26 protein-coding genes are annotated in these 23,877 nt (G+C 60.5%); 9 read left to right on the forward strand and 17 right to left on the reverse strand.

The window, feature by feature from the left end:
* Positions 1 to 19: 19 nt before the first annotated feature.
* Positions 20 to 1,444, reverse strand: a complete 1,425-nt coding sequence (locus tag ACTHXA_RS04590) for an FAD-dependent monooxygenase (RefSeq protein ID WP_441669823.1) — start codon at positions 1,442 to 1,444, stop codon at positions 20 to 22.
* Between the two features lie 44 nt (positions 1,445 to 1,488).
* On the reverse strand, positions 1,489 to 1,785 hold the full coding sequence (locus ACTHXA_RS04595; RefSeq protein WP_441669825.1) for a DUF4287 domain-containing protein: 297 nt from the start codon (positions 1,783 to 1,785) through the stop codon (positions 1,489 to 1,491).
* Positions 1,786 to 1,997: 212 nt separating this feature from the next.
* On the opposite strand from ACTHXA_RS04595, the gene ACTHXA_RS04600 reads away from it, so the two are divergent.
* Entirely contained in the window at positions 1,998 to 2,993 is a 996-nt protein-coding gene (locus ACTHXA_RS04600; RefSeq protein WP_441669827.1) for an arsenic resistance protein, read from the forward strand.
* Between the two features lie 44 nt (positions 2,994 to 3,037).
* On the opposite strand, the gene ACTHXA_RS04605 is transcribed toward ACTHXA_RS04600, so the two are convergent.
* The 4 genes from ACTHXA_RS04605 to ACTHXA_RS04620 are packed head-to-tail and all read right to left on the reverse strand — an operon-like array spanning position 3,038 to position 7,025.
* Positions 3,038 to 4,345, reverse strand: a complete 1,308-nt coding sequence (locus tag ACTHXA_RS04605; protein WP_441669829.1) for an ABC transporter permease — start codon at positions 4,343 to 4,345, stop codon at positions 3,038 to 3,040.
* Positions 4,342 to 5,118: an ABC transporter ATP-binding protein gene (locus ACTHXA_RS04610; protein WP_441669831.1), complete on the reverse strand. Its 777-nt coding sequence runs from the start codon at positions 5,116 to 5,118 to the stop codon at positions 4,342 to 4,344. The genes ACTHXA_RS04605 and ACTHXA_RS04610 overlap by 4 nt, the downstream gene beginning before the upstream one ends.
* The gene (locus ACTHXA_RS04615) at positions 5,115 to 6,839 is read right to left on the reverse strand and encodes an MDR family MFS transporter (protein WP_441669833.1); all 1,725 of its coding nucleotides are present in this window, start codon (positions 6,837 to 6,839) and stop codon (positions 5,115 to 5,117) included. Before ACTHXA_RS04615 ends, ACTHXA_RS04610 begins: the two co-directional genes overlap by 4 nt.
* A gap of 30 nt (positions 6,840 to 6,869) precedes the next feature.
* Positions 6,870 to 7,025 carry a hypothetical protein gene (locus ACTHXA_RS04620; protein WP_441669835.1) on the reverse strand — a complete coding sequence of 52 codons (156 nt, stop codon included), beginning with the start codon at positions 7,023 to 7,025 and terminating at the stop codon, positions 6,870 to 6,872.
* A 43-nt stretch (positions 7,026 to 7,068) separates the two neighbouring features.
* On the opposite strand from ACTHXA_RS04620, the gene ACTHXA_RS04625 reads away from it, so the two are divergent.
* A complete protein-coding gene (locus tag ACTHXA_RS04625; protein ID WP_441669837.1) occupies positions 7,069 to 7,464 on the forward strand; it encodes a hypothetical protein in 396 nt (131 codons plus the stop codon).
* Positions 7,461 to 8,255, forward strand: coding sequence for an RES family NAD+ phosphorylase (locus ACTHXA_RS04630; RefSeq protein ID WP_441669839.1), 795 nt, complete (start codon positions 7,461 to 7,463; stop codon positions 8,253 to 8,255). Before ACTHXA_RS04625 ends, ACTHXA_RS04630 begins: the two co-directional genes overlap by 4 nt.
* Positions 8,256 to 8,362: 107 nt before the next feature.
* Here the strand turns inward: ACTHXA_RS04630 and ACTHXA_RS04635 are convergent, their stop codons facing one another.
* The 4 genes from ACTHXA_RS04635 to ACTHXA_RS04650 form a co-directional block, all read right to left on the reverse strand.
* Positions 8,363 to 9,139, reverse strand: coding sequence for a copper chaperone (locus ACTHXA_RS04635; RefSeq protein ID WP_441670000.1), 777 nt, complete (start codon positions 9,137 to 9,139; stop codon positions 8,363 to 8,365).
* A 2-nt stretch (positions 9,140 to 9,141) separates the two neighbouring features.
* The gene (locus ACTHXA_RS04640; protein ID WP_441669841.1) at positions 9,142 to 10,578 is read right to left on the reverse strand and encodes a tyrosinase family protein; all 1,437 of its coding nucleotides are present in this window, start codon (positions 10,576 to 10,578) and stop codon (positions 9,142 to 9,144) included.
* Between the two features lie 164 nt (positions 10,579 to 10,742).
* A complete protein-coding gene (locus ACTHXA_RS04645; RefSeq protein ID WP_441669843.1) occupies positions 10,743 to 10,889 on the reverse strand; it encodes a hypothetical protein in 147 nt (48 codons plus the stop codon).
* Entirely contained in the window at positions 10,873 to 11,118 is a 246-nt protein-coding gene (locus ACTHXA_RS04650; RefSeq protein WP_441669845.1) for a helix-turn-helix transcriptional regulator, read from the reverse strand. Before ACTHXA_RS04650 ends, ACTHXA_RS04645 begins: the two co-directional genes overlap by 17 nt.
* A 150-nt stretch (positions 11,119 to 11,268) precedes the next feature.
* Here ACTHXA_RS04650 and ACTHXA_RS04655 point away from each other — a divergent pair, with 150 nt between their 5' ends.
* Positions 11,269 to 11,667, forward strand: a complete 399-nt coding sequence (locus ACTHXA_RS04655) for an SRPBCC family protein (RefSeq protein ID WP_441669846.1) — start codon at positions 11,269 to 11,271, stop codon at positions 11,665 to 11,667.
* An 18-nt stretch (positions 11,668 to 11,685) separates the two neighbouring features.
* Here the strand turns inward: ACTHXA_RS04655 and ACTHXA_RS04660 are convergent, their stop codons facing one another.
* The 4 genes from ACTHXA_RS04660 to ACTHXA_RS04675 form a co-directional block, all read right to left on the reverse strand.
* Complete coding sequence (locus ACTHXA_RS04660) at positions 11,686 to 13,056, reverse strand: MFS transporter (protein WP_441669848.1); 1,371 nt, start codon at positions 13,054 to 13,056, stop codon at positions 11,686 to 11,688.
* Positions 13,049 to 13,489, reverse strand: a complete 441-nt coding sequence (locus ACTHXA_RS04665) for a MarR family winged helix-turn-helix transcriptional regulator (RefSeq protein WP_441669850.1) — start codon at positions 13,487 to 13,489, stop codon at positions 13,049 to 13,051. Before ACTHXA_RS04665 ends, ACTHXA_RS04660 begins: the two co-directional genes overlap by 8 nt.
* A 111-nt stretch (positions 13,490 to 13,600) precedes the next feature.
* On the reverse strand, positions 13,601 to 14,275 hold the full coding sequence (locus tag ACTHXA_RS04670) for a response regulator transcription factor (RefSeq protein WP_441669852.1): 675 nt from the start codon (positions 14,273 to 14,275) through the stop codon (positions 13,601 to 13,603).
* Positions 14,272 to 15,543, reverse strand: a complete 1,272-nt coding sequence (locus tag ACTHXA_RS04675; RefSeq protein ID WP_441669854.1) for a sensor histidine kinase — start codon at positions 15,541 to 15,543, stop codon at positions 14,272 to 14,274. The genes ACTHXA_RS04670 and ACTHXA_RS04675 overlap by 4 nt, the downstream gene beginning before the upstream one ends.
* Before the next feature lie 129 nt (positions 15,544 to 15,672).
* On the opposite strand from ACTHXA_RS04675, the gene ACTHXA_RS04680 reads away from it, so the two are divergent.
* Both ACTHXA_RS04680 and ACTHXA_RS04685 read left to right on the forward strand, forming a co-directional pair.
* Positions 15,673 to 16,107, forward strand: coding sequence for a hypothetical protein (locus ACTHXA_RS04680; RefSeq protein WP_441669856.1), 435 nt, complete (start codon positions 15,673 to 15,675; stop codon positions 16,105 to 16,107).
* A gap of 40 nt (positions 16,108 to 16,147) precedes the next feature.
* Positions 16,148 to 16,528 carry a cytotoxic translational repressor of toxin-antitoxin stability system gene (locus tag ACTHXA_RS04685; protein WP_441669858.1) on the forward strand — a complete coding sequence of 127 codons (381 nt, stop codon included), beginning with the start codon at positions 16,148 to 16,150 and terminating at the stop codon, positions 16,526 to 16,528.
* 104 nt (positions 16,529 to 16,632) lie between these two features.
* On the opposite strand, the gene mftD is transcribed toward ACTHXA_RS04685, so the two are convergent.
* Positions 16,633 to 17,844, reverse strand: a complete 1,212-nt coding sequence (mftD, locus tag ACTHXA_RS04690; RefSeq protein ID WP_441669860.1) for a pre-mycofactocin synthase MftD — start codon at positions 17,842 to 17,844, stop codon at positions 16,633 to 16,635.
* A 160-nt stretch (positions 17,845 to 18,004) separates the two neighbouring features.
* Here mftD and ACTHXA_RS04695 point away from each other — a divergent pair, with 160 nt between their 5' ends.
* Positions 18,005 to 18,541, forward strand: coding sequence for a TetR/AcrR family transcriptional regulator (locus ACTHXA_RS04695; RefSeq protein WP_441669862.1), 537 nt, complete (start codon positions 18,005 to 18,007; stop codon positions 18,539 to 18,541).
* Positions 18,542 to 19,358: 817 nt separating this feature from the next.
* Here the strand turns inward: ACTHXA_RS04695 and ACTHXA_RS04700 are convergent.
* Both ACTHXA_RS04700 and ACTHXA_RS04705 read right to left on the reverse strand, forming a co-directional pair.
* Positions 19,359 to 21,476 carry a GmrSD restriction endonuclease domain-containing protein gene (locus tag ACTHXA_RS04700; protein ID WP_441669864.1) on the reverse strand — a complete coding sequence of 706 codons (2,118 nt, stop codon included), beginning with the start codon at positions 21,474 to 21,476 and terminating at the stop codon, positions 19,359 to 19,361.
* Between the two features lie 100 nt (positions 21,477 to 21,576).
* On the reverse strand, positions 21,577 to 21,858 hold the full coding sequence (locus tag ACTHXA_RS04705; RefSeq protein ID WP_441669866.1) for a thioredoxin family protein: 282 nt from the start codon (positions 21,856 to 21,858) through the stop codon (positions 21,577 to 21,579).
* A gap of 213 nt (positions 21,859 to 22,071) precedes the next feature.
* Here ACTHXA_RS04705 and ACTHXA_RS04710 point away from each other — a divergent pair, with 213 nt between their 5' ends.
* The gene (locus ACTHXA_RS04710) at positions 22,072 to 22,635 is read left to right on the forward strand and encodes a hypothetical protein (protein ID WP_441669868.1); all 564 of its coding nucleotides are present in this window, start codon (positions 22,072 to 22,074) and stop codon (positions 22,633 to 22,635) included.
* A 170-nt stretch (positions 22,636 to 22,805) separates the two neighbouring features.
* On the forward strand, positions 22,806 to 23,858 hold the full coding sequence (locus ACTHXA_RS04715; RefSeq protein ID WP_441669870.1) for an LLM class flavin-dependent oxidoreductase: 1,053 nt from the start codon (positions 22,806 to 22,808) through the stop codon (positions 23,856 to 23,858).
* Positions 23,859 to 23,877: the final 19 nt, after the last annotated feature.

Raw genomic sequence — 23,877 nt, forward strand, 5'->3', positions numbered from 1 at the left:
TCGTCGGCTGACCACGTCGTCAGCGCGATGGCTCACCAAACCACCGTGTAAGCGGCGCAGCATCAACCCGCTCACCCTTTGCGACCCACGCGATGTGCCCGTCCGGACGCAAGAGCACTGCATCCATTCCCAGATCGTCGGTCGAGTCGATGACGTGATTGACGCGGTCTTCCCAACCGCGTATCGAATGTTGCCGGGCTCGGTCAAGCAGCAGCCCGCGGCCATCGTGCATTAGTCCGTACAGTCGCTGTCCGCTAGCAAGCTTGACATCCCGCATCCGGCGCCCGATTGAATCGTCGACATCGCCGAAGTCATATCGGATGCCGGTTGCCGTGACCATTTCCATAATGTGCCGCGTGGCACCGGGGAAGTCCATCAGCCTCGACACGAGGCGACGGACAGCCTGCGGGCCCGGGGCGAGGCGCATCAACTCGGACTGTGCCCGAGTGTTGTCAAGCACGTCGGAAGCAACGGGGCGGCGCTCGGATTCGTAGGTGTCGAGCAATCCGGTGGGTGCCCAGCCGTTTACTTCGCCGGCGAGCTTCCAACCGAGATTGAACGCGTCTTGCAGGCCGAGATTGAGACCCTGTCCGCCAAGGGGTGGGTGGATGTGCGCGGCATCCCCCGCGAGCAGAACTTGACCGAGTCGATACCTTGCTGCAATCCGAGTGGCATCGCCGAAGCGTGAGAGCCAGCGAGGGGAGTGAGCGCCGAAGTCAGTCCCGGCAACATCACGTACACGTCGGGTGAACTCTTCAAACGTGGGGCGAGTTGCCTGTTGCGTTACGTTCTCGGCGGGCACGACGCCGCGATAGGTGCCCGTGCCCGTCGGACCGACGCCGAAGCCAAGGTTTGTCTTACGAATCTCGTTGACGATCGCGGCCACCTCATCAGCCGGCATGCTGACGTGAAACTCGGCGAGCAGCCACTCGTTCGAGGCCGATTCGCCCTCGAACTGGATGCCGAGTCGCTTGCGAATCGTACTGCGGCCACCGTCGCATCCCACCACCCAACGTGCCTCGAGCCGCTCACCACTTGCAAGTTCGAGCGCTACGCTCTCTTCACCTTCGTGGATGTCGACAACCTCGGCACCGTACCGAATCTCCACCCCACGCTCGCGAGCGTGCTCGAGTAAGAGACGCTCGACCTCGGTTTGCCGGAGCCCAAGGATATACGGATGCGCGGTATCGAGTTCGGCTGCCGGCTTGTGAATTCCAGCAAACTGCGCGCCAACGGGGTAAGTCTGACCGGCTTCGAGGAAGCGGTCGAGGATACCGCGCTGGTCGAGCATCTCGAGACTTCGCACGTGCAGTCCGAGACCGCGAACGATCTTCGTCGGCTCATTGTCACGTTCGAGGACGAGGGCCTGCACGCCCTGCAGCTGCAACTCGGTTGCGAGCCAGACGCCGGTTGGCCCAGCGCCGACAATAATCACATCGTGCATTGCGGTTTGCCTTTAAACGGTTGACTGATAGCGACCCACGAACATCACTTTGCTTCGGGCTTTGTCGCCTTCCCGTCGAGCCAGAGCGTGTCGGATTCGTCTCGGTGTGTTCCATCGGTACCGACATGTTTGCTGTCGATCTTTGGCCCCTTTTTGATGACGTGCACGAGCGCCATGCCGTGGCCGCGCCCGAGACCGTAGTCGTCTTTGAGCCATTCGAGGATCACGCCGGCTTTGACATCGGGGGAGTCGTAACCGCGCGTCTTCGCAATGTCGAGCAGTTGTCGGGGTGTGAGCCCGGTCTTGTCTTCGATGGCGTCGAGATAAGCCTGGAAGGACATTGGGGGATTCCCTTCGTCAGAGCTCCACGTTGAGCTCGAGGGTGAAGCGGTGGAATTTATAAGGATACCGGGGAGTCTTCGCGGCACGCGTCGAGATCGTCACACGGTTGAATGGGGGTGTTGTTCAACCGGGCTGAAATATTTGGCGGTGCGGGTGACCCCGTGAGGTGCATATACTCCCTGGGAATGCCGGTACGCCAATTCTGGAGGGCATGAGGCATATGACGGACCAGCTCGAGCGACACCAGGTTGCGCTATACCTGGCAGCGCTCGCGGTGGGTGCCGCGGTCGGCCTAGCGTTCCCTATCGTCGCGCATCCTGCCGAAGCCGCGATTAATCCCGTGCTCGGCCTGCTGCTATATGCGACATTTCTCGGGGTGCCGTTCGCAAAGATGGGAGAGTCATTCCGCGACTGGCGATTCCTCGCGACGGTCCTGGTCGTCAACTTCGCGGCAGCGCCCGTCGTCGTGTTCATTCTGTCGAGAATCGTGGCGCACGATCAGGTGCTGCTCGTCGGTGTCCTATTCGTACTGCTCACACCGTGCATTGACTACGTCATCGTGTTCACGGGGCTCGCGGGCGGCGCGAAAGATCGACTGCTCGCTGCTGCGCCGCTGCTGATGCTCTTGCAAATGTTGCTGCTCCCGCTCTACCTCAGTGCGTTTCTTGGAGCAGACTTCGTCGCAACAATCGACCTGGCGCCATTCGTCGAAGCCTTCCTGCTGCTCATTGTGCTGCCGCTGTTCGCTGCGGGATTAACCCAGCTCGCGGCGTCATACACGCGGTGGGGCGCCTGGTTGCAGCACGCGGTTGAGTCCGCCATGGTGCCGCTCATGATGCTCACGCTTGCCGTCGTCGTGGCCTCGCAAATCGCTGGAGTTGGTGCCCGATTCGGTTCGCTGCTCCTTGCGATTCCGGTCTACGTGCTGTTCGCTGCGATCATGATTCCGATCGGGATGCTCGCAGGGAAGGTCGCGCGCCTCGACCCGCCAGGTTGCCGGGCGGTTGTGTTCAGCGGCGTAACGAGGAATTCGCTCGTCGTGCTGCCGCTGGTGATCGCGCTACCCGCGGCCTTCGACCTCGCGCCGCTGGTAGTCGTCACGCAGACCCTGGTGGAACTGGTGATCATGGTCGTGCTCGTTCGACTCGTGCCGCGGCTGGTTCCGGCAACCCATGCCGAGACGAGAACGCGGGCGGACCGAAACTGAATCAATCAGTCCACCCGAATTCTCGCACGGTCGGTCTCACCGCACTATTCGTACCGCAGCGCATCCACCGGTTCTTTACGCGCGGCAGACGCCGCAGGCAGCGTACCGGCCAAGAACGCGATCAGCATCACGACAAGCACCATGATCCCCACGGTCAGCGGGTCGAAGGCAATGAGCTGCAGCCCCGGCAAATCAGCGAACAGGCTTTCCGAGAGCGCCCCGCTGATCCCGCTGCCCACCGCGATCGCGACGCCCGCACCGATCACACTCCCGAGTAGACCGATGAACACTGCCTCGAGGCTGAACAGCGTAAACACTCGCCCTGAACCCATCCCCATCGCCTTCATGAGGCCGATATCGCGCGTGCGTTCCTGCACGGACATATAGAGCGTGTTGACGATGCCGAAGCTCGCCGCGAGCAGCGCGATCGCGGCGAAGGCATTGAGCACGAGCACAATGGCGTCGATCACCGCTTTGAAGGCGCCAAGCTGGTCGGCAATCGTGGTGCCCGTGAACCCGGCGTCGGTCAGTGCATCCTTCAGCGCGGTGATTTCTGCCTCGGTCGCATCGGCTGCGAACCACACGTTGGCACTCGCAAACCGATCCTGCTGATCTTCGGCGACGCCGGTGTTCTGCAGCGACCAGAGCTCATCCGCCAGCGCATCGTTCGGAATCAGGCTCGCGCCGGTCCCTGCGAGCGACTCGTCCGCAACACCGGTGATGGTGGCAACCACCGTATGCTGCGCCTGCACCCCATCACTGACCCCGATCGTCACGTCTTGCTCGAGGGCCGCGCCATTCGACGAAAACCCGAGCGGTTCGACGAGCTCGACCGGCAGCACGACCTGAAAATCCTCGCCATCCGCCGGGAGCGACCCGGTGGCAAGCTGCACGGTCTGGCCAGGAATGAGGCTGCCCACCGAGGCGACGTACTTCGTGCCGTCGGCGAACTGCACGTAGTCGGCGCTGATGGACCGCGTCGGTTCTACCCGCAGCACGCCGCTAACCTCCGCAAGTGTGTCGAGGTCGTCCGCCGTGAGTGCCGCGGTCGTGGGCGCGAAGCCGCCGGGGTCACCGGGAACGGTGCTGATCGCATCCGGGTCATACTCGACCGGACCACTCGCACCGGGTGCGCCGGAGTCCGTGTCGGAGCTCTTTGTCACCGTCATGACGTCGCTTGCCCCGATGCTCGCCACCGTGTCGTCAATATAGCGATTGATGCCGGTGCCAAGGCCGCTCGTCAGCGTCAATGTGAACGCGCCGACGAAGATCGCAATTGTAGTGAGGAACGTGCGCGTTTTCGAACGCAGCGTGTTCGAGATGGCGCTTCCGATGAGGTCGATGGTCTTCATGCTCGCTCCTCGTCGGTGCTCGTATTGTCAGCGGTTTCGGCATCGCCGTTGCTGGCGGATGTGGTGGTCACGCTGGCGGTTGACGGCCCGTCATCCGAGATGATTCGCCCATCTCGAATCTGGATGCGTCGGTCGCAGCGAGAGGCGAGTTCGTGATCGTGCGTGACGATGATGAGGGTGATGCCGTGCTCCCGATTGAGGGTGAAGAGGATGTCTTCGACCACTTCGCCCGTGACGGAATCGAGGTTGCCGGTGGGCTCATCAGCAAAGATGATGCGTGGATTATTGATCAGTGCACGAGCGATCACCGCGCGCTGTTTCTGTCCGCCGGAGAGCGCGGTTGCTTTGTTCTTCGCCTTGTCGGCGAGGTCGAGTTGTTCGAGCGCGGCCATGCCGCGCCGCCTGCGTTCGGCGCGTCCGATCCCCGCGATCTTCAGCGGCAGCATGACATTCTCGAGCACCGTCTGGTTGGCGGTGAGGAAGAACTGTTGGAAGACGAATCCGAAGGTCCGATTGCGAGTGCGGTTGAGCATCCGCCCGCGCAGCGTCTGGGTATCGACGCCCTCAAGCGCGAGACTGCCTTGATCGGGGGAGTCGAGTAGCGCGAGCACGTGCATGAGCGTTGACTTACCCGAGCCGCTCTTGCCGACGATCGCGATGCTCTCGCCCTCGCGCACCTCGAAGGACACGTTCGTGAGTGCGTCGAAGCGCGACTGCCCGCTGCCGTAGCTCTTCGAGATGTTTCGCGCTTCTATCAACGGTGGTGCGGTCATGCTTGAGTCTCCTGAGTCGCTTCGATCGTTTTGGTGTTGATGGCGACATCGGTCATGTCGCCATCAGTATCGGTGCTGCCACCGACACCTTCGCCGTTACCGACGTTGATGTTGCCGTTACGTTCGCCGTCATCCTCAATCTCGGCTCGCAGCGGCACCTCCTTAATGAACGCCACAAGCACGAGCCCCGCGAGCACCATCGGGATGAGCATGACGAACACGGGCGTGAGCGCGTCGTTGTATGCGCCCACGATGACGTCGTGAATCGCGTCCGGCAACGCATTCACTGCCGCTGGAGTGAAGGAATTCATGTCGACGGCACCGGCATCGGCTCCGAGATCGCCCAGCCGCTCGGTGAGCAGGTCTGTCAGGCGTGCCGTGAACAGCGCACCGACGATTGCACCACCGAGCGATGCACCAATCTCACGGAAGAAGTTGTTCGAGGCCGTGGCCATCCCGACTTCGCGATCCGAAAACGCGTTCTGCACGACGAGCACGAGGATCTGCATTCCGAGGCCAATTCCCGCGCCCATGACAAAGATGTAGCTCAGCAGCACCCAGATCGGCGTCTCGACGGTCAACGTCGACATCAGCCACATGCCGATTGCGAGCACGATCATGCTCGCGATCGGCATCCACTGATAGCGACCGGTCTTCGACGCGAGCATGCCCGTGGTCAAGGCCGTGGACATGAGCCCCACGATCATTGAGATCATCATGAGTCCGGAGCCGGTCGCGTTCACGCCCGTCACCATTTGCAGGTACGTCGGCAGATAGGCGATCGTGCCGAACATCGCGATGCCAATGAACAGGCCTGCCGCGGTGGAGAGTACGAAGTTTCGGTTCTTGAAGACCTTCAGAGGGATGAGGGGCTCCTCGGCCTGCGCTTCGGCCCAGACGAAGAGAGCCGAGAACACCACCGCAAGCACGATGAGCGTGATGATGACCGGGGAATCCCACTCGTACTCGCCGCCACCCCAGGACGCGACGAGAATGATTGAGGTCACCGCGACCGCCATGGTGATCGTTCCCCAGATATCGAAGCGGGCCTTCGCCTCGTGCTTGGGCAACTTCAGCGCGATAGCGGCAATGACGATGGCCAGGATACCGAGCGGGATATTGATCCAGAACGCCCAGCGCCAGCCGATGCCCTCGGTGAACCAACCGCCCAAGAGCGGGCCGACCACGCTCGAAAGCCCGAACACGGCGCCCATGACACCCATGTATTTGCCGCGCTCGCGGACGGGCACGACATCCGCGATGATCGCCTGCGACAGGATCATGAGCCCGCCGCCGCCAATGCCCTGGATGACACGGGCGATGATGAGCCAGGTCATGTCGGGCGCGAGTCCGCCGACGACGGAGCCTACGAGAAACACCAGCAGTGCGCCGATGAAGAGTCCTTTGCGACCCATCGTGTCGCCGAGCTTGCCGTAGATCGGCATCATGATCGTGGCGGCGACCAAGTAGCCCGTGGTGACCCAGAGCATGTGATTGACGCCGCCGAGCTCGCCGACGATGGTCGGGAGCGCGGTCGAGAATATCGTCTGGTCCAGCGAGGACAGGAACATGGTCAGGATGAGGCCGGTGAAGACAGCCAGGATGCTGGACTTCTTCACGGTGTTCGTTGCTGCGTTCGGCGCCGTCGCATCCGTTACCGATGGATTCGAGACAACTGAGCCTGTGGCTGATTGCTCGGTGCGAGTGACAGGAGTGTTCATTCTCCCAAGCATCGTGACGATTCGCGGCGGTCACATCCCCTCACGACCGTCACTTGGTTGCTGCGGCGTACCCCAGCTGGGGTATGTGCTCGGTGCTTGGGATGCGATCATTCGCCTGGCGCGATCAAACCGCTCTCGCACGGCGCCCTTGTCGATGAGTTGCGTGTGAGTATTGCCATTCATCATGTGATTAGTGGTGTGACTTGAGGAGGTCTGGGACAATTGAGGCATGGCTGCTCCAACAACTTCTTCGCCCGGGCTTGGCGTACATCGCGATTCCGTCACATTGGATTTTCCTGTCATCGTTTCGCACCTGCGCGATATTTTGGGAGCCAAGCTCGTGGCATACCTTGGGTCCGTGCGTGAGACGCGTGCGGTGCGGCAGTGGGTGGCTGGTGAGCGGCGACCGAGCGACGCGGTAACACAACGGCTTCGATTGGCATATCACGTGGCTGGCCTCCTAACGGAAGCAGGAAATTCACCGGCTATCGTGCAGGCCTGGTTCCAAGGCGCGAACCCCCAACTGGAGGATCGTGCCCCGGGGCGAGTGCTGCGCGATGAACCAACCGATGCAATCAGCCACCAAGTGCTTGGTGCAGCCCGAGCTTTTGCCCGAATCGGATGAGGATTAATCCTGTCTCGAGGCGAGTTTGGCGAATCGGCTATCGCCCGGAGCCGTGGGAATGGGCCGACTGGCGGTGGGCAGGAGGAAGCGGGCGCTTCAACGGGCGATGGGACGCGATCGACGGCGGACTGTATCGCACTGTGTACGCGGGTGACAGTGTGCGTTCTTGCTTGATTGAATTGCTTGCCCACTTCAGGCCTGACCTGGCTCTCGTGTCTGAGATTGATGCAATTGAAGTCGATGAATCTGACGAGATCTTGCACCCAACGGTCGAACCCGGCTTCGTTGATATTGATAATTGGCTCGCACTTAGAGCCGCATCATCAGCACATTTGGACGGACACTTTTGCGACGTGACTGCATCTGAAACGATTGCGGCGCTTTGGTACCGATTTCATTCCACTGCCACGTCCATGTATGGACTACACGACTTTGACGCCGCCGCATTGAAGGACGCGCGTCCTCGAGAGCTGACACAATCCGTCTCTCAGTACCTCTGGAACATGCGGACAGACGAAGGCATTGACGTGTGTGACGGCGCGGAATTTCGTTCGCGACACGGCGATGACTTAGTGCTTTGGGCGATCTTTGAGCGAGAGGGAGACCCGCAAGTGAGTCCTAAATTGTCCAGCTTTGAGCGAGGAGAACTGCATCGTAATGAGTTCGCGTATTTCGGCTATTGGGTCTCCAGATGGTACCGAAGGAAAACCCTTCAGCATCCTGAACTTGATGGCCTCCGTCAGCTGCGCATAGCAGACAAGTCGAAATCCTCCATGGAAATTGTGGCGTAATGCGCGACGTAATCGCCCTGTATATCCGCTTTGCGAGCTACGCGAAGCAGCCGATCTCACGCGACACGCCCTCTTGAACTGAGGTGGTTGCTGTCACCGCATTTCGGTTATTCGACCCGCGTATGGGTGGTCCAGGGGTCGGGACCCCGCCCTCGATCGCGTAGTGGGAGCGCGGCAGTACGTCGTGCAAGCGGGCGATAGCGTTCGATCGTCAGGAAGATAGTCACGAGCGCCATCGCGATGACATGAAACTGCCCCGTGAGCAGCACGAGCAGCATTGCTGGGCCACAGATCGCCACACACACGGCACCTGATCCCAGCCCGTATCGCAGCGATTCACGGTAGGCATCGACGCCAAAGGCCCGAAGCATCGGCGTTCGGTGGCATTGTCGGAGTGCACGTCGGCGGAGCGGGGAGAGCTGCCACACGACCACGGCGATAGCGGTAAGGACCACGAACATGACGTTCTGCCCGATTGCCGAACTTAGTGGCACCGCGACCACGCCAGCGATCACCCAGACGAACGCGTATCCATACAGGAACAGCAACGTTCTCGTCAGGCGATTTCGACGCAGGCTCATTCGCCACTGGGTGCCGACTTCCCGGACGAGCAGGGGCGGTGACATCGCGAGGAGCATCGCCAACCACATTCCGAGGCCGGGCAGTATCGCGGCGATCGATATTGAGGATGCGTGTCCCGCGTGCCCGGAGGGTGCGAGCAGGATGCCCGGATCAGCTGGGGTGATCGCGTGGGAGGAGTGCGTGCCATGGCCCGACCCAATGAAGAGCACCCAGCCGAGGATCGCGAGGAAGATGAGCGCCGGTGCAGGGGCACGCCGTGCGCCATTGAGTACTGCTTGCGCTCGGAGGCTCGCCTTCAACATGGTCACTCGAGAACGTAGATGCTCACCCTACCGACGGAGAACTCCGCGCGAGCCACGGTGTCATTCGCCGGTACAAACCGAACATCGAGCGCCGACGCATCCGCTTCGAGTGCACCGGCGTCGACGATGTCACTGATCTCGAGCACCTGACTAATCCCGCTGCCCAAGTGCGCTCCATCGGGGTCGCTCGCCTCCGAAACGCCGAACAGGGACACGGTACCGGCGAGCCGATCGGGGCGTTCCTCGGGATCCTCGTCTGATGGCACGTCCACGTAAACGTAATAGACCGCAGCATCGCTCGGACCGCGGATTCCCTCGAGTTTGAGAAACACTCGTGGGGGCGCAGCGGGTGCTGTCCTGCGAGCCGCATCTCGTTGGAAGGAGCGCATTCGAGACCCATCGACCCGCACCGGAGTGTCGGTCATGCCATGCACGACTATATCGATATCGCTCGCTCCGACGAGTTCTGGCTGTCCACTAGCGTCCACGGCTGCTCTTCCTCTGGCGGTTGCACGTTCTTCTATTCGTCGACGACCCTCGTCGCGAGGCACGGGTACCTCGTCGGCTGGCGGGATTTCTTCCACCGGCACCTCGATCGGCAGGGAATCGTAGTAGTAACCGAGCGCGGCGGTGTCGAGCATTTCCCGCGCGGTAAATATCCACTCACCGCCCTCCGGAGTCGGAACGACGAACGAGCGGTCCGCCGGCCCATCGAGCCACCCAGGCTCGGAAATATCGGGGTTCTCCCGTCGCCAGACTTCCCACACACGGTCGATGTTCGCGTGATGTAGCCAGAAAATCGGGTCCAGAGCTGCAGTGATCGGCATGGTCATGAGCCCGAGATTGCGCCAGTCGTCCGGATCCTGTCCCGGCGCGCTACCACCGAGCACCGTGTGCAGCACGTTGTGGGGCAACGTTTCTAGCGTGCCGAATGTGGATGGCCCCTCAGTTCCGTGATGGAAGAGCGTGCGCGGCCCACCGAAGCCCGGCGGGATATCGGCTGTCCCGCCCGCGAATTCGGTGTCGGCTAGAGCCCGCAGCGAAACCATCCGCTCGTCGAGAACGATAGGCGTCCTGCCATCACCGTAGCGACGTTCGACATTGAGAGGGTTTGGGGACCCGTCGGGGAGCGTCGGATCAGCGAACACCGAGGGCAACACGCGGGAGTCCGGTCGTGTTGCATCGCTGTAGTCCCAATAGGGAACTGCCCAGTTCGTTGGGCCACCTGCAGCGACGACTGCCGCGCGTGCGATCCGTTCGAAGGAAACGAGATATCCACGATGCCAGGGAAGGAAGTACCAGCTCTGATGCTGACACTGATTCCAGACACGTTGTTGCACCGCTTCCGGGGGTCGCTGTTCGTTGGCGTCGACAAGCCCGAACTCATGCCACACCAGTGGGTGGGTGCCGTGGATCGCGGCGAGAAACCACCAACTCATGGGATCAGTAATGGGACGAGACTGCATTTCCCGGACTGCGACTGCGTACCACTGCAGAGTTTCGGTCCAGCCATCTCCTTGTGCGCGAACTTCACGACGTACATCGACCATTGCAATCACTCCCTCATCGCAGCATTGCTTGTCGCAGTATGGCACGCCCACCGCTAAGGCAGCGCAGAGTTTGCGAGTGATGAGCGACCTGATGCGTTGAAGTCTCGAATACCTTCCCGCGTGGGTTCGAAATCGAAGGTCCTCGCATCACCTTCGAGCGTGCCGATGCGGGCGCCGTACAGGTCAACTGCGAGGCGCATCTTCGTCCTCCCATGTGGCCGAAATATCGAGGTCAATGAGGCGAGCAATTTCGAGGATGCGCCGGAGGTAGATCGTCGCTTTGCCGCTTTCGATTTCGCTAATCGCGCTCTGCGACACATCCAATTCTTTCGCCAGATCTGACTGCGAGAGTCCGCGGGAGAGCCGTGCCTGCTGAATGGCAAGGCCAATGTCACCAGGCGTGCGGATGCGTGAGGTGTACTGAGTCATGAGTCGCCTTGCGGTCAATATCTGTATTTACCGATACGAACAGTGTATCTGTATTTACCGATACGTCGAGAGCAGCTGAATATACCGATACGCGTGGCCGCGCAGTGCCTTGTCAGCCACGCTCCATCGCGCAAGGGCAAAATCGGGCCCATGATCTATGAATCACGGCACATCTCGCAGTCAATCGAGCGAGATCCACGCGATGTCATCGCATTCGCTAGCGATCCCGCGAATCTGCCGCGATGGGCTGCGGGACTCAGCTCCGGCATCCGTCACGAGCGAGGCAAGTGGCTCACCGATTCACCGATGGGCGTCGTCGAGGTGCGGTTCCACGACGGAGCAGGGCTCGGCATCCTCGACCACACGGTGATCTTCCCCGACGGCACTGAAGTCTTGAACCCGCTGCGGGTGCTTCGCAATGGCGACGGCAGCGAGGTGGTGTTCACGATCTATCGCCTGCCGGGTGTGAGCAAGGATGATTTCGAGCGGGATGCAAGGCTCGTTCGCGAGGACTTGGAGCGGCTCCGAGGCATTCTCGAAACTGCCTAACGCTCTTGGGAAGAGCGGCTAGCGCTCCCGCGAAACCACGGTGCGCACGAGCAGGATTGCGAACAGTGTGAGGCAGATGATGGCGCCGACTTCGAAGACGGTGGTGATGCCGACGTCGGTGGTATGTTCACCGACTCCCGGATGGGCGGCCATAATCGCGCCCGTGATCGCGGTACCGAACGAGCTTCCGACAGTGCGCAGCACCTGGTTGAAGCTCACCGATGCGCCGAGTTCGGCGCTCGCGACGCTGCGTGCGATGAGCGCTGGCATCGCGGCGTAGCCCGAACCGATGCCCACGCCGAAGAGGAAGATGCCGAGGAGCAGGCCCCACAAGTGGTAGTGCGCGAACCAGAGCAGAACCCCGGCAAGCGCCATCACTCCGGTGCCGATCGGGAGCAGCGCATCCATCGACACCCTTCCCGCGACGCGGCGTACGACTCGGTTCGCGGCGAAGCTACCGACCGACAGCGGCGCGATCACGAAGCCCGCCCAGATGAGGGGGAGTGCCATTCCGTAATCGGTGTAGCTCGGTGCCTGCGCGACGAGGCTGGCGACCGACAGCCCGATGTAAGTTGCCGCGCCGAGGCCGATCGCCGCACCGTTCGCGAGCAGCACGTCGCCGTTGCGAAGGGTGCGCAGGTTGATGAGTGGATGGTCGGAGCGCAGCTCGACGATCACCCACGCCGCAAAGCTTGCGATCGAGAAGGCGAGGGCGCCGAGTGTCCAGCCCGACGCCCATCCCCATGTCGGCCCTTCGCTGATGGCGAGTAGGAGCGCACCGAGGCCGAGGGTGAGAAGCAGTGCACCGAGGAAATCGAAGTCACTCTTCGGAGCCTCGGCATCCGGGCCGTTCGGCACGACCTTCCAGACCACGGCAACCGCCGACAAGATAAATAGGACGGCGAACCAGAACGCGAAGCGGTAGTCGAGCAGGTCCGCGAGGATGCCCGTGAGCGGATAACCGAGGCCCAGCCCGGTGGCCACGGTCACCGAAAGCGAAGAGATCGTGGCTCGCACGTGGCTGCGATCGACGTAGCGGCGCGCGAGCGAGATGGTGACGGGCACGATGCCGTACGTGAGGCCCTGCAGCGCCCTGCCGATGAGGAACACCGCGAAATTCGTTGCGAGCGCCGCGAGCACCGAACCGACGAAGATAACAGCCAGGGCGACGAGCAGGATCCGCTTCTTGTGCGGGCCATCGCTGAGCCGCCCCATCACGGGGGTCGCCACCGCGCCGACGAGCAGATTGACCGTGAGCATCCACTGCGCCGTCGCGACCGAGACGCTCATCTCCTGCGCGATCGTGGGAACGAGCAGCATGCCGAGCGAGCTCACGACGGCCGTCGAGAGCGCCGCGTAGATCAGGGCGGGAACGAGGCGCTTACTCATCGAGGATGCTCCGCCCGAGTTTCGTCAGTACGGGCACGACCGCGGCGAGCGTGGCGCGTTCCTCATCGTCCAGGCTTCGTTCGACCGCCGCGTGCAGCAGTGCCTGCGAGGCCGAGGACTCCTTGTTAAGCGCCTCGCGGCCCGCGTCGGTGATCGCGACCCATACTCGACGTCGATCACTCGCATCCGTCGTGCGCTCGACCTGGCCGGCGGTCTCGAGATCGCGTACCCCGAGTGATGCGCCCTGGTTGCTCACGTGGATGGCGACGGCAAGTTCCGAAACCGTGGCCGGGCCGTGCTCGGCGAGGCGGCGAAGGATGCCGACCTTCCCCTCGGACAGGGTGCGCTGCGTGCGCAGGTATCGCGAGAGAGGACGAAGCGCGGTGAGAAATTCCGCGGCGAGGGCGGCATCTTGGGGTGATTCTTGGGGCACTCGAAAAATGCTACACCAGCTTGATCAAGTTGCTTGACTAATTCCGGTGGACGCGTAGAGGCTCGGCACCCAGTACCTGAGATGCCTGTCGTGATGTGGATGCGAACCTGGCTAGTCACCTGGTGCGATCAAGCCGCCTTCGTAGGCCGCGATCACCAGTTGGGCCCGGTCGTGGGCGCCGAGCTTCACCATGATCCGCCCAGCATGGGTCTTCGCGGTGTGTACCGAGATCACGAGTCGCTCGGCAATGTCCTGGTTCGAGAGGCCGCGTGCCACCAGCGAGAGCACCTCGCGTTCCCGGTCAGTGAGGCCATCCAGGAGCGAACGATCCGTGTTGTGCGCCGCAGCGGGTGCCTCAGCCGGATGCAATACTCGCGAGATAAGTCCACGGGTCGCCTCGGGTGACAGCAGCGCATCACCGGCCGTGACGGCGCGCACCGCTCGAATGAGATCATCCGGCTCGGCGCCCTTGCCAATGAATCCGCTCGCCCCTGCTTTCAGGGCAGCGACCACATTGGCATCGTTCTCGAAGGTGGTGAGGATGAGTACGCGCGTCGCCGCGAGATCGGGGCTGCCGCAGATCTGAGCTGTAGCTTCGATGCCGTCAAGCTCGGGCATGCGAATGTCCATGAGCACGACGTCGGGACGGAGCTCGCTGGCGAGCGCCACAGCCTCGCGGCCGTCGGATGCTTGGCCGACAACGTCGATGCCATCGGCAAGATTGAGCATGACCGAGATCGCCTGTCGGATCAGCGCTTGGTCATCAACGAGGAGCACGCTCGTCATGCGTTCATGTCTCCTGATTTCTGCTCCGCCGAGTTGTCATCTGCGGGGATCGGCAGGGAGGCGGTCACCTGCCAGCCTCCGGGCCCAAGGTTGGTCGCGAGCGTGCCGCGAACGCTCGCGGCACGCTCGCGCATCCCTGCGATACCGAAGCTGCGACCGGCGTGCGTATCAATGGCTGGATACACGTTCGCATCCTCTGGCGGCGGCCCGCTACCGTTCACCGGATTGGTGACAACCACGTCGAGCTGTTCATCGCGTACGACCAGCAGGATGTGTGCCCGGTGTTCGGCTCCGTGCTTGTACGCATTGGTGAGGGACTCCTGCACGATGCGATAGGTCGCGCGGCCGGTCGCCGCAGGAACCGTCGAAAGGTCGCCCTCGATGCGCAGGCTGACGCGCAGGCCCGCCTCTTCGAAGCGGAAGATAAGCGGGTCGAGCTGATCGTGCCCGGGTTGCGGCGTTTCTGGTGGGGGAATGGCCGCTGTGTCGTTGGCACTCTCGCTCGTGCGAAGCAGTTCGAGCAGGTCGCCGATCTCGTTCAGTACCGCACGAGATGCGCTTCTGACAGCAGCGAGCGAACGTTGGGCTTGCTCGGGATCGACCTCGATTGTCTGCGAGGCGACGCCGGCGTTGAGGCTGATCACCGAGATTTCGTGGGCCACGGCATCATGCAGATCGCGGGCGATTCGTAAGCGCTCTTCGGTGACCCGACGGCTGGCCTCGGCTTCTCTGGTCTGTTCGGCGCGCAAAGCACGTTCCTTGATCGCGGTGATGTAGCCCCGGTGCATCCGAGTGCCGTCGCCGACTGCACCGGCAAAGGCGAGCGCCAAAATGACCTGTGGCACGCGCGGATCAAAGAACGAACCGGTGACGGAAACGACTGCCAGTACTGCGGCCACGACTGCCACGGCGGTTGCGATCATCACGATTCTTAGGTCCCGCCGAATGCCCACACCGAATAGGGCGATCACGATGCCGATTTCCAGCCCGACGTTGATCATTCGATCGAAGATCGCCACGGCTGCGAAAACCGCAGTCACGATCGCGAATATGGCGATCGGCCAACGTCGGCGCAGCGGCAGAATCGCCGCGACTGCAACGGATGCTGTGATGGCAACGATCGATGGCGGTGTGTATTCCAGAGACGGCTCTTGGGCGAACGTGAGGCCGATGACGAACAGTGCCGCAAGCGCATCCAACATCCACTTCGGGGGCCGCGGGGGATCGCGGAACTCAGGCTCATTGCCCAGCGGCGCGTGTGGATGCATGCCCTCATTGTTGCGTATGCCACCGACACGGGAGTCGGATCGGTGCCTTTCGCTCGGTGGCGAGGGAGGCGAATCCGGCGTAATCTCTTTACATTACGTAAAACATATACAGGACGTAAAGGTGATGCCATGTCGGCCCAGGCGATGGGGCAGTTTCCCGCGAGCTACAACTCCACCGAGGCGAGGACGAAGTGGCGGGAAATCATGGACGCCTCGGAGCACGGTGTACCCGTGACGATTCGCAGGCAGGGGAGCGTTTCCGCCGTGGCGGACGCGGAGCGACTTCGTCGGTACTTCTCGAGGACATGTTCACCGAATGCCGCGACCTATGTCGAAGACGACGTGTACGTGCTGGTCCTCGAAGGCAGGGGCTTCATCGCCGAGGGGAAAACTCTTGAGGAGGCGATTGAAGACATGGTGTTGCAGTTGCGCGAGTACCAAGCGGACTGGGGCACTCACTACAGCTCCGCACCAAATCATCAGTTGAATTGGCCGATTGCGATGCTCGCGGCGGTGTCCACGGATGCGCAGCTCAAGGACTGGTTGATCAGCGGTGGCGAGTAGGTATCCCGCAGCGACCAAAAATGATCACTATGACTTTTGCATGACGGAGGGCTGGGAACTCATTCGCGGGGCACGGGGGAAGCCCGTGACGCACCACGTGACGTTCACACTGCTATTGCCCTCGGGCGACAGGTTGCGCACGCGTATCTCACGTCCGGTGAATGGAGACACCTACGGTGCGAGACTCTTTGCCGATATCCTTCGTGAGCAACTCCAGGTCACTAAGGCCGAGTTTTGGCAGTGTGTGAGACAAGGCGTAGCGCCCAATCGAGGCGCACCCTCGCAACAACTGCCGAAGAACGCGTTGCCGCTGAAGCTGACGGTGGAACTCACTCGACTTGGCGTGGATGCGGCGACACTAGCGACGCTTGATACGCAATCGGCAGAGGTGTTGCTTGTCGAACTTTACGAAAAGGATTGAATTCGAGTTTCCGAATGCGCTCGATCCTTCGGAGGTAGACCATGGCCGCTCACGATTCGCATTCGTTCCCGTGCGAATCGAATACGAACCGTGAGCAGGCGCAACTATGCCCGAATTGGATCAAGTGACTTGAACACCGAGCGCTCGATCACGAACCCTTCGGGAAGCAGAAGATCCTCTCGGCTGATTTCGTCGAGTTTCGTGTGACCGAGTCCGATCATGACCTTTTCGAGGCTCGTCCGTACGGCGGCCAAGATTTCGGAGACGCCTCGTTCGCCATCAGCGCTGAGGGCGAATAGCCACATTCGTCCGGCCAGCGCAATATCTGCGCCGAGTGCGATTGCCTTCACGATGTCGCCACCTCGGCGTACACCACTGTCAAAACTGATCTCGGCTTGACCGTTGACCGCCTCGGCGATGGCAGGCAGCGCACGAAGGGGAGACATGGTTGAGTCCAAGTTATTGCCGCCGTGGTTCGAGACACCGATTGCCGTAGCACCGACGTCGATCGCACGGAGCGCGTCGTCCGGGTGCCAAATGCCCTTCACCATTAGGGGCCCGTCCCACTGCTCGCGCAGCCAGGCGACGTCTTCCCACGTGGGGAGCGGCGCATCCATACTCAGCCACTCCATGAACGCTTCCATCATCGTGGGCGCCGAACCGACGCCGTCACCGAAATTCGGCACGGTGAGGTCAGGCAGCTCACGGCGGGCAAGGTAGCTTGCGAGCCACGCTGGGCGGGAGAGCGCCATTGGTGCAAACCGCACCATCGATGGCAGGTCGAGCTTCGCCGGCATCGCGGGTGAGCCCCAGTCGCGTGACTGCCAAGGCATTGCGTCCATCGTGACGATCAGAGCCGTCGACCCGGCGCGCTTCATTCGTTCGAGTCGCGCGGCGATCTCGTCTCGAGAACCGATCCAGTAGAGCTGGAAGATGGCGTCGCGGTTCGCGCGCACGATCTCTTCGTAGGGGCTGCTTGCAAAATTGCTGTGCCCCATCGAGATACCCGCCGCAGCCGTGGCTCGAGCTACGGGTAGTTCGCCTTCGGCATGCAGCGCCTGTGCACCCGCCGGGCTCATCATGAGCGGCATCGTCATCGAGCGATTCATGAAGGTTGTGCGGTAGTCGGTCTTGGTGCTGTTGGGCGCGCCAACACGGGGCACAAGCCCGATCTGTTCGAAGGCAGCGACGTTTTCGCGCAGGGTGACGCCGCTCTCATTGCCTGCGAGGACGGCTCGATAGACGGATTTGGGTAGCCGCTTGCGTGCGCGTCGTCTCGCATCGGCCACGGTCTCGATCGGTGTTCTGGAAAACAACGGGACTCCTCCACATTGAGGTCGAATGATGTACCTCGAACTGGGCTGTTCCATGCATCGTTGCCGGTGCGATGCCGCAGTTGAGGCAAACCCAAGTATAGGCGACTTCCCGAACTATAGTTCGGGAAATTTGGAGGGCTTATTCACCTACGCTGGTGTCATGGACAACGATGTCATTCCACCGCCATTTGAAATGGTGCGCACTGCGGCGCGGAAGTCACAGGATCCACGCGCGCTGGCAACACAAGGGAAGATTCTGGATGCCGTACGGGACTTAGGGCGTTCCGGTGCGACTTCGATTTCGGTCGCCGATATTTTGCGGGCTAGTGGGGTCAGTAAGACAACCTTCTATTCGCATTATGAAGATATGAGCGATCTCGCGCTGCAAATCTTCACCGCGAGCGTTGCGGAGCTCCGTGGCGACGCGAGCGATGGTCCCATTGCCGTCGAACGCATCATTGATCACTACGGGGAGCATCGAGCGCTGTATCGCGCGGCGCTCATCGGCCGATTCCGGTCAATTATTAAGGCGCAGGCGATCGATGTTTTTGCTCGATATTTGAGCGGCGCGGAGAGCCCGGATGCCGCAACCAGGATCGCTGCTGCCGCAATTATGGGTGCGCTCGACGCTTGGCTCAGGGATGAGCTTGAGGTGACTCGGGAGGAACTGGCGACTACGCTGCGGCGGATGATTTGAATGGCGTGTGATTGCTAACCGCGGCAACTGAAGTCACTCAAGCACAGCAGCCATTTTTCTGTCGGGCCGTAGAACAGTATCGGCACCGACCGTGAACTGCTCGGTGGAACGATAGTAGTGACGATGCAATCGCCATCCGTGCTTCAACCAGCGCCCGGCCTCGTTGCCTTCTCGCGAAGTTGAACCGATGGAGCGGCGTCTGCCTGGACTTATCTTGGACTGCGTCAATGTGAGCCTGGGACGTTATGAGCGCGTGACTTGCTTGAGAGGTCGACATCGTGCCCGATGCAGATATGGCGAGTTCCGTGCGACGCGGTCTTGTTCGATGGGGTGAAGGTAATCTAATCGAAGTCTTATCCCGCCCTCGAGAAAACACAGCGTGGAAAGTTTCCGATGAGTGAGTTCAATCGCGGCCAGCGAGGAGCCGGCTGGGAGTTTCGTGCGCTTGTCGCAAGCATGAATGAGGGGACCAGGCATCGGCGGTCTGCTTGGTGCCCATCGCCCTCACGCGCCCCTTTTTGCGGCTCGGGAGGCGTGTCAGTGAGGAAGCGATCGACTCAAAGCGAGCTGCGTACGGCAAGCATATTGTCGTCTCAGCGAGAAGACAATTGAGCTGGACTCACTTTCGAGCCATCCTGCCGTTGCGTGCCGGCGTGTTTGCCTTTCGTGATCGTCGATATGGTTCAGTGCAGCACTATACATACTGTGCAACGAGCGTAATATTCCGCGGCTGTCGGCATGAGCGTTGATTCGCAAATGGTGAATAGGGACGATCGATTAGAAACGGCGTCAAATTGTATATCGGTGACGGTAAGACCTACCGGAGTAATTGGTCGTCATCGGGCATGGCGTTCTGAAAATCTGCCCGCAAATCGCGGAGTCTGCGTCCGTCTTCTTTGGCCCAAAAATACCAACCATTAGTTGGTGATTTGCGTAGGTACCTCGCAGCTGCTGACGGGGTGCTAAATCGTTTTCCATCGAGTTCTATCGAACCATTTTGCGCGACGGCTGCTTTCACACCCTTGAAATCCCTGTGGGTCGCAGCGATCTTTTCTCCGGGAGTTAGGAGATTGGCTTCAATCAGGTGTTTAAGTTCGACCCAGTCGCCAGCTTTGGTCTGAGGGTCAACCACTTTGCCATGATGTCCCTTCGGGACAGGCCAAACTTTGAACAGAGTTTCAACGAGCTCGATCGTTCGTTCATCGATGAGCTCCTCATCCCATGGAAATTGCTCGGTGCGCTTGACCACCCTCCCTGTGAGTGTGATGGTGTTGTGGTCCAATAGCGCGGCACGTTTCGAATCCCAAGGTCCGTTCGAGACTTTGGAGTTTAGGGAAGAGGTTAGAAGTGTGAGGTTACCCAGTCGATGAACCCTCAATTGGCGCTCCTCTGCCTTCTCAGGAGTATCAACAGGCCACGTTTCCTGCCAAGTCCTAGGAAGCAGATGCTCAATGGGGTACCCCTTACGTTCGATCTGGGGCTGTTTCGTCTCGGAACGGTATTGGTTCTCCGCAGCCTCGAGCATCATACGAAGCCGTGCCCGGGGGTATCGCCGATACGCAGGCTCCGTCATCAAAGCTTGCTGAACTTCTTCGTCGCCTGGCCAATATGTACTAGTAACGTTCAACCGAGCAAGGTGGTTCGATACCCTGTCGACGAGTTCATTACTCGGCGCAACTGAGTTCGCAGCAATGATGTCGGCCACAATGCGTCCTAGATCGCTACCCGAAAGACGGAGAATCTGGCGCCGCACGACCCAACTTTCGACAGCTCGGATCACAAGTGCAATCACGTCGTCTCCCAAAATCTTGCCCGGCTGATGCAGCCAAATTAGGAGAGGTTTCAGGAGCTCGACTCCGCTGGCCTGCATGCGGTACACAGCCATTTCTGTCGGGTTGAGGTCCCCGCCTGGCCTGTCCGCTGCCTCGGTCCAGGATTCGTATTGCTGTGCCTGGACCTTGATCTCGGGAAGTAGATCAGCCATGTTCTGTTCAGCTTCAAGCTCGACGTAAGACTTGAATCGGGCAAATGTTGACTGCGGACTGATCTCTTCGCCGGTTCGAGCGACGAGCCATTGGTTCAGGAATAGCGAACTGCGGGTAACGCGGGTTCGGCCAACACTCACCTCACGCGTCCAAAATTTTGTCTCAAATGGCCAGTCTTCGCGATACGCTTTCGCAGTGTCGCTACCCTCCGCTGCGAGTCGCTGAAACACAAAGTTTCTAATGAGATCAGCAGCGGTGAGTGGGGTTCCTCTCGCGTTCAAAGTCTCAAATATCTCCTGCGAGTTTTCAGAAGCTTCTAGCTCTATGGAAACTAATTGCAGACCGTCAAGGAGCACATCGGTGAGTTCCTTGGCCTTTATCGAGAATCCTTCCGAGTCCTTAGGGCCGAGCCATTGCCCTACCACGGTGGAGAAGTAGCGATGTGCCGCAACGATCTGAGTATCTGAGAATCTGAGTTCGCCATGGTCAACAGGCGGCTCGGCGGACATCACTTCATCAAAGGAATCGCGATCTTTGTTCAGATGCCTCACCTTGAGGCGGCTCTCACCTTCTTCGACGTATATCTCATCATTGTGAGTAAGGCGTTCAAGCTGGCCTGAGAGTCGGATCTCACTCGCATCCTCGAGGAGCGCGCATGTCGCGTCAGCAATAATCTGCAAGGTGGTAAGTCGTTGCTGACCGTCGATGACGTTCCAAGTTGTCAGACGACGACTTTGAGCTTCGTGGGACTGAATAACAACAGCACCTAGGAAGTGTGTGCTGTGGGAATCGGGCTCTGCGATACGGAGTTCGGTAACCCGGCGAATATCATTCCAAAGCGGCTCCCACTGTTCATTTTCTTTCCACACATAAGGCCGCTGAAACAGAGGTATTACAAAATTCTGAGGCAGGTTGAACAGTTGTAATGGCGTTCGTTTGAAGGTCTCCATAGCCCTCATTGTTCCGCACCATTGGACGCCTGCGAAAACACGTTGGCTTGGTAAATGAACCCTTGCTCGAGTGTCTGTGGAGAAAGCGCGGTTCTGCAGATTAGAAGGCTGTACTCGATGCGGTCATAGCTCGCTCCGCAGCGACAAGCAAGTGTTGGATGCTCGGAACTCCCTCAGCGCGCAGAAACTCGCCGCCGTCCTGATCCCGCACGATCACCGTCGGCGTCGAACGAAGGTCGAGTTCGGTGATGAGCGTCGGGTCGTCAGCAACATTGCGCTCGCGCAGCGATGCGGTCGGGAGCATCCGCGTCACGTGTTCGAGGACTGCACGCGTTTGGCTGCAGGCGCCGCAGAATGATGACGAAATCAACTCGAATTCCATCGAGGGGAGGGTCACGGTCGCATCTACGGAGGCAGGTGATGATGCCGTGGCGCTATGACCTGTTTCCCTGTACCCATCCATGCCCTCGACAACGGACAACGTGGCATTCGTATTCCCAAGCGAACGGGGTCACCAGCTTTCGGCTCACTTGCGGCAGTGAGGCGTACACTTCGCTCATCCTAAATGGATTGCTACAGCAAGGGAGCTGGCAAAATGTCTTGGGAGACTTTTGATACCGACGGCGATGGCTATGCGGAAACCCTCTTCGAAGACGCAGACGGTGACGGGTATTACGAAGCCATTCATATGGACACCGACCTCGATGGGGATGTCGAAGTGTCCACCTACGACACGGATCTTGATGGGAATTTCGACACGGTTTATGCCGATCAAGACGGGGACGGGTTCCAAGAATCGGTGTTCTATGACACCAATGACGATGGTCTAATCGATTCCAGCACGATCGATCAGAACGGCGACGGGATAGCAGAATCGAGCAGCGCTGATCTCAATGGAGACGGCTACCTCGAAACGACCTTTTACGACACCGACGGTGACGGATACATGGAATCGGTCAGTCAGGACGCCAACGGCGATGGCGTCTATGAAACCAACCTCGTCGATACCAATGGTGACGGTGTGTATGACGCGAACGCCAGACCGGATGAGTCTGTCGGGCCGGGACGACACCAGCCTGTTCCGATAGTCGGCGAGGACCTCGGCGACGCCCTCGCGGGAATGAACCGACCGGATGATGGGGTCTATGACGGTTGGTAGAAACAGAACGGATAGTAGTAACAGCTGTAATCTAGCTGTCGATGCTACCGGTGGATGGTCGACCCAGGGAAGGCCGGTAGGTGGTTAAGTAGCGGACCAGCACAAGTCGGTTCGATATCGTGGGCATTCCACGCGTTGCGACCGGACGACATGACGCCAGAGGAGCACCCATGCAGATCGGCGCCTACAGCTTCGGCGACACTCAGTTCGACGCCGACGGAAGGCAGCGCGACACGGCCGTGGCCGTTCGAAATCTCTTCGACGCCATCGTGCACGCCGATCAGGTCGGGCTTGATTACTTCGGCATCGGCGAACACCACACGGTGAGCATGCCCGTATCGTCACCGGGCACGATCATGGCCGCTGCGGCTTCCGCAACCAAGCAGATTGTGCTCGGGAGCGCATCGAGCATTATCGGTACCGACGATCCGGTGCGGGTCTATCAGCAGATGGCGACGGCGGATGCGATTGCTGGCGGCGGAGAGCGCATCGAGATCACCGCTGGGCGTGGGTCTTCGGTTGAGACGTTTCCGTTGTTCGGCTATGAAATGGGTGACTATGACCGGCTCTACGCCGAGAAACTCGATCTGCTGCTGACGATCAATCGCGCCAATCAGCCCTACGTCACCTGGTCCGGGACCGACACGATTCGCCCGGCGATCGACAACCTCGCAGTTGTGCCGCGGCCCGCATCCGGTCGCCTGCCGATTTGGCTTGCGACGGGTGGCAACCCCGGTTCCTCGGTGCGCGCGGGACGGCTCGGGCTACCGATCTCTTACGGGATCATCGGCGGTGAACCGCACCGATTCGCGCCGCTCGCGCAGCTCTATCGCGAGGCGGCAGAACAAGCTGGGCACGCATCCGAGGACATCAAGGTTTCTGTCGCAACCATGGGCCTGGTTGCTCCGACGAAGCAGGAGGCGATCGATCGCTTCTACCCGGGCTGGCACAACCTCAATGTCGAGATGGGGCGACTGCGGGGTTGGCCGGCGCCCGACAAACGGCAGTACCTCGCGCAGGCTGATTCGCCTGGTGCCTACTTCATTGGCGATCCCGATGAGGTTGCTAAGCGGATCGTGGATTTGCACGACCACCTGGGGCACATGCGGCATTTCTTTCAAATGGACATCGGCGGGCTGCCGCAGGAGCATTTCATTGAATCGCTCATGCTTCTGGCGACTGAGGTGAAGCCGCGGGTGGAGCGGTTGCTTGCGGGGAAGTAGGCAGCTGTGCGTTGACTAC

The sequence above is a fragment of the Gulosibacter sp. genome (assembly GCF_052090685.1).
Lineage (GTDB): Bacteria > Actinomycetota > Actinomycetes > Actinomycetales > Microbacteriaceae > Gulosibacter.

Excerpts from the sequence above, each read along its gene's own strand:
- ACTHXA_RS04670 (WP_441669852.1), bottom strand. The coding sequence starts at position 14,275 with ATGACGAGCGTGCTCCTCGTTGATGACCAAGCGCTGATCCGACAGGCG.
- ACTHXA_RS04625 (WP_441669837.1), top strand. The coding sequence starts at position 7,069 with ATGGCTGCTCCAACAACTTCTTCGCCCGGGCTTGGCGTACATCGCGAT.
- ACTHXA_RS04660 (WP_441669848.1), bottom strand. The coding sequence starts at position 13,056 with ATGAGTAAGCGCCTCGTTCCCGCCCTGATCTACGCGGCGCTCTCGACG.
- ACTHXA_RS04610 (WP_441669831.1), bottom strand. The coding sequence starts at position 5,118 with ATGACCGCACCACCGTTGATAGAAGCGCGAAACATCTCGAAGAGCTAC.
- ACTHXA_RS04705 (WP_441669866.1), bottom strand. The coding sequence starts at position 21,858 with ATGGAATTCGAGTTGATTTCGTCATCATTCTGCGGCGCCTGCAGCCAA.
- ACTHXA_RS04590 (WP_441669823.1), bottom strand. The coding sequence starts at position 1,444 with ATGCACGATGTGATTATTGTCGGCGCTGGGCCAACCGGCGTCTGGCTC.
- ACTHXA_RS04600 (WP_441669827.1), top strand. The coding sequence starts at position 1,998 with ATGAGGCATATGACGGACCAGCTCGAGCGACACCAGGTTGCGCTATAC.
- ACTHXA_RS04675 (WP_441669854.1), bottom strand. The coding sequence starts at position 15,543 with ATGCATCCACACGCGCCGCTGGGCAATGAGCCTGAGTTCCGCGATCCC.
- ACTHXA_RS04595 (WP_441669825.1), bottom strand. The coding sequence starts at position 1,785 with ATGTCCTTCCAGGCTTATCTCGACGCCATCGAAGACAAGACCGGGCTC.
- ACTHXA_RS04640 (WP_441669841.1), bottom strand. The coding sequence starts at position 10,578 with ATGAGTTGGTGGTTTCTCGCCGCGATCCACGGCACCCACCCACTGGTG.
- ACTHXA_RS04615 (WP_441669833.1), bottom strand. The coding sequence starts at position 6,839 with ATGAACACTCCTGTCACTCGCACCGAGCAATCAGCCACAGGCTCAGTT.
- ACTHXA_RS04605 (WP_441669829.1), bottom strand. The coding sequence starts at position 4,345 with ATGAAGACCATCGACCTCATCGGAAGCGCCATCTCGAACACGCTGCGT.
- ACTHXA_RS04620 (WP_441669835.1), bottom strand. The coding sequence starts at position 7,025 with ATGATGAATGGCAATACTCACACGCAACTCATCGACAAGGGCGCCGTG.
- ACTHXA_RS04715 (WP_441669870.1), top strand. The coding sequence starts at position 22,806 with ATGCAGATCGGCGCCTACAGCTTCGGCGACACTCAGTTCGACGCCGAC.
- ACTHXA_RS04655 (WP_441669846.1), top strand. The coding sequence starts at position 11,269 with ATGATCTATGAATCACGGCACATCTCGCAGTCAATCGAGCGAGATCCA.
- ACTHXA_RS04685 (WP_441669858.1), top strand. The coding sequence starts at position 16,148 with ATGACGGAGGGCTGGGAACTCATTCGCGGGGCACGGGGGAAGCCCGTG.
- ACTHXA_RS04650 (WP_441669845.1), bottom strand. The coding sequence starts at position 11,118 with ATGACTCAGTACACCTCACGCATCCGCACGCCTGGTGACATTGGCCTT.
- ACTHXA_RS04645 (WP_441669843.1), bottom strand. The coding sequence starts at position 10,889 with ATGCGCCTCGCAGTTGACCTGTACGGCGCCCGCATCGGCACGCTCGAA.
- ACTHXA_RS04680 (WP_441669856.1), top strand. The coding sequence starts at position 15,673 with ATGTCGGCCCAGGCGATGGGGCAGTTTCCCGCGAGCTACAACTCCACC.
- ACTHXA_RS04695 (WP_441669862.1), top strand. The coding sequence starts at position 18,005 with ATGGACAACGATGTCATTCCACCGCCATTTGAAATGGTGCGCACTGCG.
- ACTHXA_RS04710 (WP_441669868.1), top strand. The coding sequence starts at position 22,072 with ATGTCTTGGGAGACTTTTGATACCGACGGCGATGGCTATGCGGAAACC.
- ACTHXA_RS04700 (WP_441669864.1), bottom strand. The coding sequence starts at position 21,476 with ATGGAGACCTTCAAACGAACGCCATTACAACTGTTCAACCTGCCTCAG.
- ACTHXA_RS04630 (WP_441669839.1), top strand. The coding sequence starts at position 7,461 with ATGAGGATTAATCCTGTCTCGAGGCGAGTTTGGCGAATCGGCTATCGC.
- ACTHXA_RS04635 (WP_441670000.1), bottom strand. The coding sequence starts at position 9,139 with ATGTTGAAGGCGAGCCTCCGAGCGCAAGCAGTACTCAATGGCGCACGG.